12 protein-coding genes are annotated in these 14,865 nt (G+C 74.3%); 6 read left to right on the top strand and 6 right to left on the bottom strand.

The genetic code is table 11. The features are described from left to right. Positions 1-61 precede the first annotated feature (61 nt). Positions 62-1,378: an N-acetylmuramoyl-L-alanine amidase gene (locus Asi02nite_RS17435; protein ID WP_203714148.1), complete on the top strand. Its 1,317-nt coding sequence runs from the start codon at positions 62-64 to the stop codon at positions 1,376-1,378. Here Asi02nite_RS17435 and Asi02nite_RS17430 read toward each other — a convergent pair whose 3' ends face one another. Beyond that, the gene (locus Asi02nite_RS17430; RefSeq protein ID WP_203714147.1) at positions 1,379-1,552 is read right to left on the bottom strand and encodes a hypothetical protein; all 174 of its coding nucleotides are present in this window, start codon (positions 1,550-1,552) and stop codon (positions 1,379-1,381) included. It lies immediately after the preceding gene. Between the two features lie 114 nt (positions 1,553-1,666). Between Asi02nite_RS17430 and Asi02nite_RS42345 the strand changes: the two genes are divergently transcribed. The 3 genes from Asi02nite_RS42345 (at position 1,667) to Asi02nite_RS17415 (ending at position 7,761) form a co-directional block, all read left to right on the top strand. Next, positions 1,667-4,633 (top strand): helix-turn-helix transcriptional regulator, encoded by a 2,967-nt coding sequence (locus tag Asi02nite_RS42345; protein WP_203714145.1) that lies wholly within the window; start codon positions 1,667-1,669, stop codon positions 4,631-4,633. Positions 4,634-4,765: 132 nt separating this feature from the next. Then, complete coding sequence (locus tag Asi02nite_RS17420; protein ID WP_203714143.1) at positions 4,766-5,725, top strand: GNAT family N-acetyltransferase; 960 nt, start codon at positions 4,766-4,768, stop codon at positions 5,723-5,725. Between the two features lie 62 nt (positions 5,726-5,787). Continuing rightward, entirely contained in the window at positions 5,788-7,761 is a 1,974-nt protein-coding gene (locus Asi02nite_RS17415; RefSeq protein WP_239126777.1) for an ABC1 kinase family protein, read from the top strand. On the opposite strand, the gene Asi02nite_RS17410 is transcribed toward Asi02nite_RS17415, so the two are convergent. Next, positions 7,726-8,091, bottom strand: coding sequence for a cupin domain-containing protein (locus Asi02nite_RS17410; RefSeq protein WP_203714141.1), 366 nt, complete (start codon positions 8,089-8,091; stop codon positions 7,726-7,728). The two genes, Asi02nite_RS17415 and Asi02nite_RS17410, sit on opposite strands and share 36 nt — an antisense overlap. Positions 8,092-8,171: 80 nt before the next feature. Between Asi02nite_RS17410 and Asi02nite_RS17405 the strand changes: the two genes are divergently transcribed. Both Asi02nite_RS17405 and Asi02nite_RS17400 read left to right on the top strand, forming a co-directional pair. Beyond that, a complete protein-coding gene (locus Asi02nite_RS17405) occupies positions 8,172-8,663 on the top strand; it encodes a hypothetical protein (RefSeq protein ID WP_203714139.1) in 492 nt (163 codons plus the stop codon). Positions 8,664-8,699: 36 nt separating this feature from the next. Next, positions 8,700-9,035 (top strand): heavy metal-binding domain-containing protein, encoded by a 336-nt coding sequence (locus Asi02nite_RS17400; protein ID WP_203714137.1) that lies wholly within the window; start codon positions 8,700-8,702, stop codon positions 9,033-9,035. Here Asi02nite_RS17400 and Asi02nite_RS17395 read toward each other — a convergent pair. The 4 genes from Asi02nite_RS17395 to Asi02nite_RS17380 all read right to left on the bottom strand — a co-directional run bounded on the left by Asi02nite_RS17395 (position 9,032) and on the right by Asi02nite_RS17380 (position 14,460). After that, positions 9,032-10,396, bottom strand: coding sequence for a diacylglycerol/lipid kinase family protein (locus tag Asi02nite_RS17395; RefSeq protein WP_203714135.1), 1,365 nt, complete (start codon positions 10,394-10,396; stop codon positions 9,032-9,034). The two genes, Asi02nite_RS17400 and Asi02nite_RS17395, sit on opposite strands and share 4 nt — an antisense overlap. 27 nt (positions 10,397-10,423) lie before the next feature. Next, positions 10,424-10,945 (bottom strand): NUDIX domain-containing protein, encoded by a 522-nt coding sequence (locus Asi02nite_RS17390; RefSeq protein ID WP_203714134.1) that lies wholly within the window; start codon positions 10,943-10,945, stop codon positions 10,424-10,426. 155 nt (positions 10,946-11,100) lie between these two features. Continuing rightward, positions 11,101-12,714, bottom strand: a complete 1,614-nt coding sequence (locus Asi02nite_RS17385; protein ID WP_203714133.1) for an alpha/beta hydrolase domain-containing protein — start codon at positions 12,712-12,714, stop codon at positions 11,101-11,103. Between the two features lie 21 nt (positions 12,715-12,735). Then, a complete protein-coding gene (locus tag Asi02nite_RS17380) occupies positions 12,736-14,460 on the bottom strand; it encodes a peroxidase family protein (RefSeq protein WP_203714132.1) in 1,725 nt (574 codons plus the stop codon). Between the last annotated feature and the right edge of the window lie 405 nt (positions 14,461-14,865).

Here is a 14,865-nt window from a genome sequence, read left to right as displayed (position 1 = left end):
ATTCACGGCTGACATCCGGCACTGCTTTACATAGACGAACATCACCGTGTACGGTGCGGCGATGGTCCTCCATCTGGTGCTCACCGCCGTGCTGGCCGCCGTGCCGACCGGTGTCGCCGCGCCCGCCGCCGACCGCACGCCGGCGCCGGCCGCGATGTTCGCGTCCGCGTCCGCCCGTTACGACGTCCCCCGTGATCTGCTCCTGTCGCTCGGCTACACACAGTCCAGGTTGGACCAGGGCGCCGTCGGCCGGGCCGGGGAGCGCGGCATCATGCAGCTCGACGAGCGCACGCTCACCACGGCGGCGGCGCTGACCGGGCTCCCGCGGGAGATCCTGCGCACCAGCGGGCCGGCGAACGTCGCGGGCGCGGCCGCCGTGCTGCGCTCCTACGCCGACGGGGCGGGGCTCGACGCGGCCGCCCGCGACGACGTCGACCGCTGGTACGGCCCGGTGGCCCGGTTCGCGGGCGACGTCGACGGCCCGCTCGCCCGGCTGTTCGCCGATACGGTCTACGGCCACCTCGCCACGGGCTTCGACGGCCCGGTGACGGTGGCCGCCCGGCCGGTCGCGCCCGACCGTGGTGCGCTGGCCCGGGTGCCGGCCTGGGGCGGCGGCGACGTCGGGGTGCTCAGCGCCGACTACGGCCCGGCCGTGTGGGCGCCGGCGCACTCCGCCAACTTCACGGTCTCCAGCCGGGAGAGCAGCTACCCGATCGACTACGTGGTCATCCACGTGACACAGGGCTCGTACGCGGGCAGCATCTCCTGGTTCCAGAACCCGGCGTCGAAGGTCAGCGCCCACTACACCTTCCGCTCCTCGGACGGCGCGGTGACGCAGTCGGTGCGGGAGAAGGACATCGGCTGGCACGCCGGCAACTGGGACTACAACACGCGCTCGATCGGCATCGAGCACGAGGGCTTCGTCGACAACCCGGCCTGGTTCACCGACGCGATGTACCGGGCGTCGGCGACGTTGACCCGCAACCTGACGACGAAGTACGGCATCCCGCGCGACCGGGCGCACATCATCGCCCACCGCGAGGTCCCCGGCGCCACCCACACCGACCCGGGCCCGCACTGGAACTGGACCTACTACATGCAACTCGTCAACGGCGTGACCGGGACCGGGCGCGGCACCGTCGACACGGCCTCCACCAACCTCAACGTCCGCGGCGGCCCGGGCACGGGCTACGCGGTGGTCGGCTCGGTCGCGGACGGCGCCGCGGTCACGGTCTGGTGCCAGGCCACCGGCACCACGGTCACGGGCACGTTCGGCACGAGCAACGTGTGGAACCGCATCGGCGTGGGCCGCTGGGTCTCCGACACGTACGTCAACACGGGCCACAACGGCTTCATCCCCGGCGTGCCCCGCTGCTGATCACTTCTTACGGTCCGACCGGCCCCGCTCGCGCTCGTCCCCGCGGGAGCGGCGGTCCGGCCGGTCCGGGTCCTCCTCGTGACGCCTGATGTCGGCGATGTTCTTGTTCTCACCCTTGAACAGGACGGCGTCGGTCTTGGGGGCCTTCTCGCGGTCTTCCTCCGGCTCAGTCATGGGGGTCGCCTACCCCGATGCCGCGCGGACATGCGGTACCGGGGTGACCCAACTCGCACATATCGCCAGCCTTCGGGCCCGTCCAGCGCCGCCGCGCCCGGGCATGCTGGGCGCGTGGACGAGACCGTGTGCAGCCCGGTGTTCGTGGGGCGGGGGACCGAGCTGGGTGAGCTGGCGCGCGCCGTCGACGCCGCCAACCGGGGTCAGCCCCAGGCGGTGATCGTCCGCGGCGAGGCCGGGGTCGGCAAGACCCGGCTGGTCCAGGAGGTCCTGCGCGAGCTGCCGGACCGCTCCGTCGCGGCGGTCGGCGGCTGTGTCGAGGTCGCCGGCGACGGACTGCCGTTCGCGCCGTTCTCCGCCGCGCTGCGCGTCCTCTGGCGGCTGCTGCCCGACGAGGTGCGGGCCGCGAGCGCCGGTCACGAGGCGCTGCTCGGCCGGATCCTGCCCGACCTGGCGCCCGGCGCCGCGCCGGCGGGGCGGGCCGACGACGACGTCGCCCGGCTGTTCACGCTGACCGCGCGGCTGCTCGAGCGGCTGGCGACCAACCGGCTCGTCGTGCTGGTGATCGAGGACCTGCACTGGGCGGACCCGGCCACCCGCGAGCTGCTCGGCTACCTCCTGCGCGCCCGGCGCTCGGGGCGCTTCCTGCTGCTGGCCACGCTCCGCTCCGACGACCTGCACCGCCGCCACCCGCTGCGGCCGCTGCTGGCCGAGACCGACCGGCTGCGCGCGGTGCGCCGTGTCGACCTGCCCCGGTTCAACCGGGTCGAGGTCACCAAGCAGGTCACCGCCATCCTCGGTGCGCAGCCCGAGCCGCCGGTGCTCGACGAGATCTACGCGCGGTCCGAGGGCAACGCCTTCTTCGTCGAGGAGCTCGCGCGCGGGCTGCGCGACCACCGCGACATGCGCCTCGACGACCTGCGCGACCTCCTGCTCGTCCGGGTCGAGGCGTTGCCCGAGCACAGCCAGCGGATCGTCCGGATCGCCGCCGAGAGCGGGACCGTCGTCGGCTTCCCGCTGCTGCTCGCGGTGACCGGGCTGGCCGAGAACGAGCTGATCGAGGGCCTGCGCTCCGCCGTGCTCGCCCAGATCCTGGTCACCGAACCCGACGGCGCCGGCTACCGGTTCCGGCACGCGCTGGTGCGGGAGGCGGTCAGCGACAGCCTGCTGCCGGGCGAGCAAGCGCTGATCAACCGGCGGTACGCGGAGGTCATGGAGGCCGACGGCACGCTCGTCCGGGCCGAGGAGCGGCGCGGCCGGCTCGCCCAGCACTGGTTCGCGGCGCTCGACCACGAGAAGGCGCTGGAGAGCAGCGTGCTGGCCGCCAACTGCGCCCACGACCGGTACGCGTACGGCGAGCAGCTTCGGATGCTCGAGCGGGCGCTGCTGCTCTGGGACCGGGTGGCGGAGCCGGTCCGCGCCGGCCTGCCCGCGCTGACCACCCCGGCCGGCTACCCGCCCGCGGGCTACGGGCCCGACCACCGCGGTCCGGACCGGACGGACCTGTTCGCCACCGCGGCCGTGGCCGCCGCCGGCAGCGGTGACCTCGACCGGGCGCTGCACCACCTGCGCGCGGCGCTGGCGGCGGCGACCGGCCCGCTGCGCGCCGCATGGCTCTGGGCGCGCCGCTCCCAGTTCGTGCAGACCGGAAACCGCGGCGACGGCTGGGAGGAGCTGCGGACCGCGCGCGAGCTCGGCTGCGACCAGCCGCCGTCCGCCGTCTACGCCGACGTGCTCGTGCGGATCGCGCTCTGGGGTGCGCGGCACCGGCCGGGGCCGGCGAGCCAGCGCGCCGCCGAGGAGGCCGTGCGGTACGCGGCCGCGATCGGCGCCGAGGAGCAGGAGCTGCACGCGCGCATCATCCGCTGCTGGCTGGCCGCCGAGGCCGACCACGACGGCCACAGCCTCGCCACGCTCTACGCGGTGCGGGACCGCAGCGAGCAGCTCGGCGCGCCCGAGATCGTCGGGTCGGCCAACCAGACCCTGGTGTCGACCCTGGAAGGCATGGGCCGCTCCGCCGAGTCCCTGGCCGCCGGCGACCACGCCGTCGAGCTCTGCCGGTCGCTGGGCCTGTCCGACGTCGAGGCGTGGATCCAGTGCAACCGCTCGCTGTCGCTGTTCTCGCTCGGTCGCTGGGCCGAGGCCGACGACGCCCTCGACGAGGCGGCGGCGCTCGCCCAGGGGTGCAAGCCGCACGGCATCGTGGCGGCCCGCCGGGCTATCGCCCGGCTCCTGCGCGGCGACGTCGGCGCCGCCCGCGAGCAGATCGGCCTCGCCCACGCGCAGCTCGGTGTCGAGGACCGCCAGCCGCAGCTCTTCGTGGCCTTCACCGAGGTCATGATGCAGGTCCTGGCCCGGGAGGGCCGGCTCGCCGACGCCCGCGCCGAGTTCCGCCGCGCGGACGCCGCCGGCCTGACCGCGGGGCCGGTGCGTTACGCGCTGCCGATGCTGTGCGCCGCGGCGGGCATCGAGGCCGACGCGGCCGACGAGGGCGCCGACCCGGACCTCGAGGTGCTGGCGGCGGTACGGCGCGCCGCGGCCCGCTTCGCGGTCGCCTTCCCGGTCTGGCGGGCCTTCGACCAGCTGCTGCGGGCCGAGCTGGGCCGCGCGGAGGGCGCCGACGAGGCCGGCTCCTGGGCGGCCGCCGGCGCCGCGTTCGAGCCCCTCGACCGCCCGTACGAGCTGGCCCGGGCCCTGTTCGGTGAGGGCCGGGCCCGGCTGCGCGCCGGCGGCGACGAGACGGCCGCGCAGGACCGGCTCGCCCGGGCGCGCCGGATCGCCGAGGGCCTCGGCGCCCACCTGCTGCTCGCCGACATCGCGGCCTGCTCGCCCGAGAGCGCGGCCGCACCCGCCGAGCCGCCGGCCGTCCGGGACGCCGACTTCGGCCTCACGCCACGCGAGTTCGAGGTGCTGGCGCTCGTCGCCCGTGGTCGCAGCAACCGCCAGATCGCGCAGGAGCTGTTCATCTCGCCGAAGACGACGAGCACGCACGTCTCCAACATCCTCGCCAAGCTGGGCGCCTCGCGGCGCACCGAGGCCGCCTCCATCGCGCTGCGCCGGGGTCTCGCGGCACCCGAGTAGGGAATTTGCCCTAGGGCGATCCGCGCCCGGTCGGCCAGGAGATCGGATCTGTTCCCGATGTCGCGGCGGCCGTACGCGGTGAGCATGGTTCTCGCCGTCCCGCGTCCCGCTGATCGCGCGAAAGAGGAGACCATGCACTCGCACACCCGACCGGCCCCCGCGGGCGTCGTCATCCGGCCCCTGCAGGCCGCCGACCTGGACCGTGCGGTCGACCTGCTGGTGCTCACGACCGGTGAGCACCGGCGGTTCCGGCTGGTCGAGCGCCTCACGAACGGCGCCGTGACGGGCCCGCACCACGCCGTCGTCGCGGAGCGGGGCGGCCTCGTCGTCGGCGCCGCCCACCTGACCGCCGAGCCGACCTTCCCGGGCACGGTCGCGGCGCACGTCGCGGTCGACGCGTTCCACCGCGGCGAGGGCATCGGCACCGTGCTCGCCGCCGAGGTCGAGTGGGCGGCGGCCCGGCTCGGCCGCGGCCAGGTGCTGACCAGCGCCCTGCGCGACGACCTGCCCGACGGGCGGCGGTTCGCGGAGCGGCACGGCATGCGGGTCACGGCGCACAGCCTCGGCTGGCGCTACGACCTGACCGGGCCAGGCGCGGACGGTGCCCAACTCGCCGCGCGGGCCGGTGCGTCCGCCGCGGCCGCCGGCATCCGCGTGCGCCGCGGCGACCTGGTCTGCGAGGAGGCCGAGATCATGCTCTGCCTGGGACGCAGCATGACGGGCCTGCCGCTGCCGGGGGAGCAGGGCCAGCACGTCGACCTGGCCCAGGCGTGGCGGACGATCCCGCGCGACGGGGTCGTCCTGCTGGCCGAGAAGGACGGCCTGGGCGCGCCGGTCGCCATGTCCATCATCAGCCCGCTGCGGAAGGGCACGGACTGGTACACGGTCTACACCGGAGTCGTGGAGGCCCACCGCGGCCGCGGCATCGCCAAGGCGCTCAAGGCCGCCGACCTGGCGTACGCCCGCGCGGCCGGCGCCGCCGGCCTGACCACGCACAACGACGTGACCAACCGCGCCATCCTGCGGACGAACGGGCGCTTCGGCATGCGGCCGAGCGTCGGCTACTGGAACCTGACCCGCTCGGCCCACTGAACCTCCTGGGCACCCGTCGGGGGTCGGGTGCCCAGGAACCATCCTCGATATCGTCGGGCGTCGTGGAGACGACGATCTCGATCCTGCTGTTCGTGCCCACCGTCGGCCTGACGGTGCTGCTGTTCGCGGCCGTGATCCGGCGGCTGCTCGGCGTCCGCGTCGGACCGTTCCGCACGCTGCTGGCCGGCGTGCTCGTCGTGCTGGTCGCGACCCCGGTGCTCAACGCGCTGGCGCCGGCCGACCCGCGGAGCGTGAGCGCGGGCGAGGCCGTCCTGCTCGGCTTCCTCGCCATCGTGGTGTCCGCGCTGATCGCGATGGCCGCACTGGTGATCCTCGAGGTGCTGCTGCCGACCGGCTCGCTGCCGGGCCCCGTGGAGCTCTGGCGCGGCACCCGCCGGCGGATCGCGCGGAGCCGGCGGTACGCGACGATCGTGCGCATCGCCCTGCGGCACGGTCTCGGCCGGTTCCTGCGGGGCCGGCCCGATCCCGGGCCGTCGTCCGCGGCGGCACGGCGCCGGCTCGGCCGGTCGTTGCGGGCGGCGCTCGACGAGGGCGGGGTCGCCTTCGTCAAGCTCGGCCAGCTCCTGTCGGCCCGCCGGGACCTGCTGCCCGCGGAGATCGCCGACGAGCTGACCGCGCTGCAGGACCGGGCGGCGCCGGTGCCCTGGGAGTCGGTGTCGGAGGTCCTGGCCGCGGATCTCGGCCGGCCGGTCGCCGAGGTCTTCACCTCGTTCGAGCGCGTGCCGCTCGCCGCCGCGTCGGTGGCGCAGGTGCACGTGGCGCGGCTGCCCGACGGCACCGAGGTGGTGGTCAAGGTGCGCCGGCCCGGGGTGGCCGCCGTGGTCGAGCGCGACGTCGACATCCTGCTCCGGCTCGCCCGCACGCTGGAGGAGCGTACGTCCTGGGGCCGCCCGCTCGGGCTGGTCGGCCTGGCCACGGGTTTCGCCGCCGCGCTGCGTGAGGAGCTGGACTTCACCGTGGAACGCGACAACCTGCAGGCGATGGCGGCGGCGCTGGCGTCCTCACCGGACCGGGGCGTACGGGTGCCGGCGGCCCACGCCGCGCTCAGCTCCGAACGGGTGCTGGTGATGGAGCGGATGCCCGGCACGTCGCTGGGCACGGCCGCGGCGGTGCTGGACCGCCTCGGCGACGAGCGCCGGACGACGCTGGCCGCCGGCCTGGTCGACACCATGCTCGACCAGGTGCTCGTGCACGGGATCTTCCACGTCGACCTGCACCCCGGGAACGTGCTCGTCGCCGAGGACGGCCGGCTGGGCGTGCTCGACCTGGGCTCCGTCGGCCGGCTCGACGCGGCCACCCGGGCCGGCATCGGCCACCTGCTCGGCGCGCTCGGCCGCGGCGACTCGGTGGCGGTCAGCGACGCGCTGCTCCAGATCGTCGACCGGCCGGCGGAGATCGACGAGCGGGACCTGCAGCGGGCGATCGGCGCGCTGATCGTCCGGTACGCGGCACCAGGCGGCTCCGCGTCGGCCGCGGCCGTGTCGGCCCTGCTGCGCACGTTCACCGCGTACGGCCTGCGCGTACCGCCCGGGGTGGCCGCGGTGTTCCGTGCCTTCGCCACGCTGGAGGGGACGCTCGGGCTCGTCCGACCGGGGTTCGACCTGGTGGCCCATGCCCGGTCGGCGGCGGGCCAGCGGGTGGCGGAGGCGCTGGGTCCGCAGCGGTTGCGCGGGTCGCTGGAGAACGAGTTGCTTGACCTGCTGCCGGTGCTGCGCCGCCTGCCGCGCCGGATCGACCGCCTCGGCGACGCGCTCGAACACGGGCGGCTGCGGGTCAACGTGCGCCTGTTCGCCGACGAGCAGGACCGCCGGCTGGTGACGGGCCTGGTGAACCGGGCGCTGCTGACCGTGATCGGCGCCGCCGCCGGCGTCATCGCGGTGGTGCTGCTCGGCGCCGGCGGCGGCCCACGGGTCAGCGCGACCGTGTCGCTGTTCCCGCTGCTCGGCTACGGCCTGCTGATCGTCTCGGTCGTCCTGGTGCTACGGGTGCTCGTCGTCGTCCTCCGCCGGGAGTGACCACTCCGTGATCATCTCGTCGTTGGTGTGGATGCAGGTCATCCGCAGCGGCCCGGTCGACGAGGCCGTGAAGCCGTGCAGCTCGTTGGGCGGCACGACGACCACGGAGCCGCCCCGCGCCTCGATCGTCTCGTCGCCCGCCAGGAAGGTGCCGCTGCCTTCGTGCAGGACGAACACCTCCGCGTACGGGTGGCGGTGCGGTCCGGGGCCGTGGCCCGTCGGGCTCGCCTGGATGAAGAACGAGATCGGGACCCCGCCGTGGTCGCGCCCCAGGAAGGTCCGCGAGACCTCGTTGCCGGGCAGGTCACCGTTCTGGATGTGAAGCGCCATGCCCCGGCACGGTAGCGGGTGGGAACCGACCGCGCCTGCCCGTGGTCTCATCCTCTATGGATGCCCGACGGTTCGGCGCCGTGGTCGTGGCGACTGTCCTCGCGCTGGTGGGTTGTTCCGGGCCGCCCGACCGGGCGGCCTACCTCGACCAGTCGGCCAACTCGTGCCCCGCGGTGGACGCCCTGTCCGCGGCGCGGTCCGCGGACCCGTTGCCGGCCGACTTCCGGCCGATCTCGGTCACCCGGTGTACGTTCCGGCTGGCGCTGGCCAGCCCCGGCGTGACGGTGTCGTCGGGCGGCACGGCCTGGTCGTCCGCGCAGCGCGCGACGGGTCCGTTCGACGACCTCGTCCGCGCCCTGCGGCTGCCGCCCGAGGAGCCGGCCGGTGATCTGGTCTGCCCGGCGGTGCACCTGATGCCGGAGCTGCTGGCGCTGACCGACGCCGCGGGCAGGACGCTGGTGCCGGCCCTGCCGGGCACGATCTGCTCGACCCCGATCGCGGAGGTCCAGGCGGCGGTCGACGCGCTCGACTGGGTCGAGCTGGAGCGCTGGTCGTCGGTCGGTCCAAACTAGCCACCCGGGCGCCGGCGGCGGGCGAGGATGAACGACATGACGACGACGGAGGTCCTGGCCTCGACCACGTTCGAGGTGCCGGGCTATCGGGTGGACCGCACGATGGGCATAGCCTGGGGCATCATCGTCCGCAGCGTGGGCGTCGTGCGTGGGGTGACGGGCGGCTTCAAGGCGCTGCGCCAGGGCGAGGTCTCCGAATACACGCAGGTGGTCGACGCGGCCCGCCACACGGCGTTCGAGCGCTTGGTGGCGCACGCCCACGAGCTGGGCGGCAACGCGGTGATCGGGGTGCGCTTCGACTCGTCGGACATCGGCAACGGCCTGTCGGAGATCGTCGCCTACGGCACGGCCGCGGTCGTCGTCCCAGCCTAGCCCGCTCCGGTCGGCCCAGGCTTGGTCCGCTTCGGGCGGTGACCGACCGAGAGCGCCAGCCGGCCGAGTCGGACCCAGTCCAGGGCCGCCCGGGCAGCGCGGACGCCGGGGCGGTGGCGGGGCACCCGTACCCGTAGCGCCTTGGGTCGGATCCGGCAGTGCAGTGGCGTTTCCAGCAGGAGCGCCTCGCCGTCGACACCGACCGGCACGCGGGCGCCGCCCGCCTCGATCGTCGCCTCCGGGGCGGCCAGCACGGTGACCGACTCCGACCGCCGTCCGCGCAACAGCCGCAGCGCGGCGGCGGTCGAGTCGACGGTCAGCGCGATGACGCCGAGCCGGCCGCGGTCGAGCCGGGGCCGCTGCCCCAGCCCGGCGACGTCGTCCACCGTGTACGGGTTGTTGCTCACCAGGATCGCCTGCGGCGCGGGGCAGACGACCTCGCCGACGCGTAGTTGGAGCCGCGGTCCTTCGTGCTGGGCGAGCAGGTCCGGGAGCAGCGCGAGGGCGGTGCCGGCCTTGTCGGCGCGATAGGCGTCGCTCTGGACGACGGCGGCGTACACCCCGAACGAGGCATTGTTGACGAACGTCCGGCCGCCGAGGTCCCCGAGATCGACGCGGACCTCGACGCCGTCGGTGAGCGCGTCGAGGCAGGCGGCCGGGTCGTCGCGGTCGAGACCGAGGTCGAGCGCGAAGTGGTTGCGGGTACCGGCCGATACGACCAGGAACGGGAGGTCGTGTGCGGCCGCGATCCCGGCGACGATGGCCTGGGTGCCGTCGCCGCCGGCCACACCGAGCAGGTCCGCGCCGCGCCGGACGGCGTCGCGGGCGAGCGCGGCGACGTCGGTGGTGCCGGTCGGGTCGAGCAGCACGACCTCGGCGCCGAGCGCTCGCGCCCGCTCCGCCAGGTGGAACTCGCCGACCTTCCCGCCGCCGGAGCGCGGGTTCATGATGATGAACGGCCGCTGCGGCGGCGGCGTGAACTCCTCGCGCGGTGCGCGCACGGCCTGGGCGAGCGCCCGCCGCCCGACGCCACCGGCCAGCGCGAGCAGGCCGAGCGAGACCGCGGCGACCCAGACGAGCCGATGCAGCGCGAAGACCAGCAGCACGGCGAGCGGGGCACCGACGAGCAGGGCCGCGGCCAGCCACCGCACGATGCCGGCGTGCGCGAGGAACCACCAGCCGGCGGCCACGGTGGCGACCAGGCACCCGAGCGCGATCACCAGCATCGCGATGCTGCCGCGCACGCCGGCGACCAGCACCGGCACCGCGAACGCGGCGAGCACGGCCAGGAACGCGACCCGCGCCAACCACCGCTCGATCACCGCCGCCGGACGCCCCGGCCCGGCCGCCTGGGTAGCCATATCTACCGATATTACGACCAATCGGCCTTATGGGTCGCGGGATGTCGCCAGCCACCGCGCGTGCCGGCGGATGCGGAGCGGGTCGTCGGGAAAGCAGGTCTCCCACGGGTGATCCAGGCTCACCCAGGCGGCGGGCTGCCCGGGCTCGGGCGTCAGCGTCGCCGCGCCGTCGACGATCGCGGCGTAGGACACGCTCAGGGTCGCCGGCCAGTCGGGGTGGTAGGAGCGGACGTTGGCCGCCGCCGGCCGGTCGAGCAGATCGGCGTCGACCCCGGTCTCCTCGCGCAGCTCACGGCGCGCCGCGGCACGGGGCGTCTCCCCGGGTTCGACCCGGCCGCCGGGCGGAACCCACCCCCGCCATGGATGACGCACGAGCAGCACCCGGGACAGGTCGGCGTCGAACGCCCAGACGTCGGCCCCGAGCGCACCCTCGGGACTGGGACCGACGGCAGCCACCCAGCCCGCGACGTCGTCGAACGCGACCCGGGCGAGGCGGGCGTCGTCCAACGCGGCCTTCAACGACTGCCGCCGCAACTCGTCAGGAGTCATGGCGGCAACCTAGCGGGAGGGTACGACACCGCCGGCCACGATCTCCGGGACCGACCTCGGCGCGCGGAGGCCCGCGGCCTCCGCGCCGATTGGGGCCGACCTCGATGTTCGGGGCCGACCCCGTCGCGCGCGACCGGCGGCCTCCTCGCGGTCGGCTAGGTCAGGGCCAGGACTCCGCTCAGGGCCGAGGTCGACCGGAGCACCGACGTGCGGGCCGCGGCGTCCGGGACGCGCAGTGTGGCGTGCAGGGAGAGCTGGGCCAGGTGGACGATCGCGGCCAGGTCGCGGCCCGCCACGCCGTCGCGTTCGGCCTCTCGCAGCAGTGTCCCGAGGGACTTTGCCGCCTCCGGCGTGATGCGGCCGGCCGCCGCGTGGTCCGCGATCAGGTCGCGGAGGTCCGAGTACCAGGCCGGGTCCCGGCTCACCGTGCGCGGCACGTAGCCCGAACGGACCGCCGCGGACGTCGCCGCCACCGACGGGGCCGCGTAGGACCACACCGTCGGATAGAGCGCCGCCAACTGCGGCTCGGACAACGGCACCGAGCTGCCGTCCAGGAAGCAGAAGCCCGGACCCGTGTTGCTGCCGCTGTTGACCCGCAGCGGCACCTCGTGCTGCGGCAGGCGGATGCCGCCCAGCGACAGGCCCAGCTCGTCGCGGGCCACCGCCGTGCCGGTCATGGCGATCTTCGGCGCCGTCGGTGGCGGCACGCCGCGGGTGATCCAGGCGACCGAGTGGTCGTACACCGCGTTCTGGACCATGTGTTGCGGCACCCGCGACAGCGACGGCAGCGCGCACGTCTGCGGCTCGCCGGGGTAGCCGCCCGGGTAGGTACCGATGTCCCTCTTGCGCAGCGGGCCGTAGTCGGTGATCAGTTTCCAGTCGCCGTGCGAGGCCCCGGCCACCTCCCAGGCGCGCAGCACCGGCGAGTCCGCCTGGGCGCGGGCCGCGGCCGGGAGGATGCCGCTCGCCACGTCGCCCTCCGAGTTGATCCGGAAGACCTTCGTCGCGAGGTCGGTGCGCAGGACTCCGCCGCCGCCGTGCAGCACGACCGCGTCGACCACGCCGGCCAGGGGGTGGATGCCGTTGTAGTAGCTGGCCAGGCGGCCGGCCGACTGCGAGTGGCCCGTGGCGATCACCAGCGACGGCCGGGGAAGCGGGCCCAGGGGGACCGCCCGCACCGCCTGGCTGAAGATGTCGTACGACAGCGAGTCGTCGTTGATCGTGCCGCCCGCCGTCACGTCGAGCGCGCCGTAGCGACCCGGGCTCCACGCCTTCAACCCCGTGGCAGAGTGCACGCCCGCGCGCTGCGCCGAGACGCCGACCCACGCGTAGCCCGCCCGCAGGAAATGCTCGTGCGACTGGAACCAGTCGACCTCCTGGTCCCACTGGTTGCTGACGTTGAGCCACTCGGCGACCACCACGCCGTTGAACGCCTTACCGACCATGGGGCGACGGACCACGATGCGCGTCGTGTACGGGTGGCCCGTGCTGACGACGGTGGCCGTGGCGGTGCCGCTCGTGGCGTATCGGGTGGCCGTGCCGCTGACGAAGAACTCCTCCTCGACGTAGCCCGCCGCGGCGAGGTCGACGTCGGTGGCGAGGAACGGGTAGCCGTGGCCGGGGTCGCCGACCGGGGTGGTGGCCGCGACCGGGCCGCTGACGACCGGGGTGGGGACGACCGGGGTGGGGACGAGAGCCGCCGTGGCGGGGGAGGGGACGGCGAGGAGACCGACGACCAACGTCAGGAGCGCGAGAAGACGGGTTCGCATGAAACAGAATATAGATCGTCGTCAGTTGTCGGTGCGGCGCCACGGCTGGAAGGCGTTGGCCACCGCCCGCAGCGCCGGCCGTAGCTCCGGATGGTGCCGCAGCAGCACCGTGGTCATGGTGTTGTCGGCGACCCAGTCGAGGCCCACCCGCGTGTAGACCTCCGGCGTGTAGTCGCGGGTGAAGAACCGGTCGCTGTTGAGCCGGCGCGACGCCATCAACACGAACACCCGGAACGCCGTGTCGCTGAAGGCGAAACCGCGTGGCGGCCGCTCGGCGAACATGCCGACCATGAGGTCGAGGCTCTCCACGTCGTCGCCGTAGACGGCCCGCAGCCGCGCGGCCAGCGCCGCGTCGCCGGTCAGCTCCGCGTAGCTCTCGACCGGCTCGAGGTGCATCAACCGCCGGAACGCGTTGTAGCGCGGCACCCCCAGCTCCCGGATCCGCACGAGGTCGGTGGCGGCCAGGTCGACCAGCCGCCCGTCGGGCCGCTCGAACTCCTGCAGGTGCCGGGGGAAGTTGTCGAGCACGAGTGCGCCCGGGTGCGCGGTGCCGAACGAGTAGAACAGATCGGCCATCCGCGTCGAGGCGGCGACCGCGAGCGCCGCGGGGCCCGACAGCTCCCGCAGCGTCCACGAGCCCACCGCGGCGTCGTCGGCGGCCGCGCGCACGGCGAAGTCGTCGGGCATCAGCGGGTGCATCCGGTAGACCGCGACGAACTCCTCGGTGAGCGTGAACGGCACCCCGAAATGGTCGGTCGCGGACCCGATGATGCCGCTGATCGCCTCGCTGGAGCTGATCCGCCCGAACCGGCGGCGGACCCGCTCGCCGGCCAGCCCGAACCAGTTGGCCCGCATCGCCGTCACGGTCGTCGGGTGGTTGATCATCGCGGGCGTCCACTCGATGGTGTGGATCTTCGCGAGCAGCGCCGCCAGGATCAGCCGGGCCCGTTGGAACAGCTCCTCGTCGAGCCAGCCCGGATGCTCGCCGCGCAGCCGGTCGCAGATCGCGTTGTGCTCCCGGGCGAACAGGTCGTGCAGCATCAGGAGCCCGAGCCAGAAACCCGGCTCCCGGGTCGGGTCGTGACCGTCGACGACCGGCCGCATGGGGCCGACCCGCAGCTTGCCGTCGACGCCGGTGCGCGCGGCCCGCTGCTCCGCCGCGCTGTTGCCGTAGAGCATCGAGCCGTCCCACCAGTGGCTGTGCAGGTTGGCGTCGCCGAGCACGCGCGGGATCGTCAGCTCACCGCCCGGCCACGCATCGTCCGACGCGAGCGGGACGGACCACGCCGACGACGCCGGCCCGTGACCGTGGGTGAACCAGTCGCGCACCATGAACTGGATCCACGACGCCGCCAGCACGTTGAACGTCGGCGCCGGTCGGAACTCGTGGCGGGTCAGCAGCGCGCGGCTGACCGTACGCGGGTTCGGTGTCAGGACATCACGCGCGTCGCCGGTCAGCACCGCACCGATCGGGATGTTACGGCCGAACCGGGCACCGGCCATGCCCATCGCGCCGTCGTCGAGGTCGTTCCACGCGCCGTCCGCGGTGCGTCGCGTCGTGTAGGCCGCCATGAACGGCGCGGCGGCGGGCCGGCCACCGGCGTCGTGTAGGTTCTCCCGGCGCAGCGTGTCGCGGACGCCGACCAGCACCGCGAGGCCGAGCGGCAACGGCAGCCGGTGCCACCCGAACCGCCGGTCGACCCACTCCGTGAGGGCGCCGTAGCGGCGCGCGAACCAGCCCGTCATCCGGCTGAGGCTAGTCGCATCGACCGGTGTCACGCTGTCCCGGCGCGTCACTCTGCGTACCCGGCGGGTCCGAGGTCTGTTAGCGCTCACACCACCGTGGACGGTCCCGCGAAGACGCAGCGTGTCGGCCTGTTTGCCGTCCGGAAGCCAGGTGCGCCGGAGCGCCCGCGAACGCACCCTCCTTGTTACGAGACCGTGACCGGTGGATGTCGGTACGAGGGGTTGACGCTGCCGTTGTTAGCGCTAACACTGTCCGACGTTGTAATCCGCGCAACGTTGATGGCTTCAAACCCCGGAGGGGGGAACAGCTTGTGAACAGACGACTTCTGGCCGTTCTGGGCGCTGCCGCTCTGGCGCTGAGCATGGCGGCTTGCGGTGGCGAGGGCGCCGGCAGTGGCACCGACG

The sequence above is a fragment of the Asanoa siamensis genome (assembly GCF_016862555.1).
In the GTDB taxonomy this organism is placed as follows: domain Bacteria; phylum Actinomycetota; class Actinomycetes; order Mycobacteriales; family Micromonosporaceae; genus Asanoa; species Asanoa siamensis.
The sequence above is the reverse complement of the archived record's forward strand: the minus strand, read 5'-3'. Positions and strand labels throughout refer to the sequence as shown.

Excerpts from the sequence above, each read along its gene's own strand:
- Asi02nite_RS17435 (WP_203714148.1), top strand. The coding sequence starts at position 62 with ATGGTCCTCCATCTGGTGCTCACCGCCGTGCTGGCCGCCGTGCCGACC.
- Asi02nite_RS17430 (WP_203714147.1), bottom strand. The coding sequence starts at position 1,552 with ATGACTGAGCCGGAGGAAGACCGCGAGAAGGCCCCCAAGACCGACGCC.
- Asi02nite_RS17420 (WP_203714143.1), top strand. The coding sequence starts at position 4,766 with ATGCACTCGCACACCCGACCGGCCCCCGCGGGCGTCGTCATCCGGCCC.
- Asi02nite_RS17410 (WP_203714141.1), bottom strand. The coding sequence starts at position 8,091 with ATGGCGCTTCACATCCAGAACGGTGACCTGCCCGGCAACGAGGTCTCG.
- Asi02nite_RS17400 (WP_203714137.1), top strand. The coding sequence starts at position 8,700 with ATGACGACGACGGAGGTCCTGGCCTCGACCACGTTCGAGGTGCCGGGC.
- Asi02nite_RS17395 (WP_203714135.1), bottom strand. The coding sequence starts at position 10,396 with ATGGCTACCCAGGCGGCCGGGCCGGGGCGTCCGGCGGCGGTGATCGAG.
- Asi02nite_RS17390 (WP_203714134.1), bottom strand. The coding sequence starts at position 10,945 with ATGACTCCTGACGAGTTGCGGCGGCAGTCGTTGAAGGCCGCGTTGGAC.
- Asi02nite_RS17385 (WP_203714133.1), bottom strand. The coding sequence starts at position 12,714 with ATGCGAACCCGTCTTCTCGCGCTCCTGACGTTGGTCGTCGGTCTCCTC.
- Asi02nite_RS17380 (WP_203714132.1), bottom strand. The coding sequence starts at position 14,460 with ATGACGGGCTGGTTCGCGCGCCGCTACGGCGCCCTCACGGAGTGGGTC.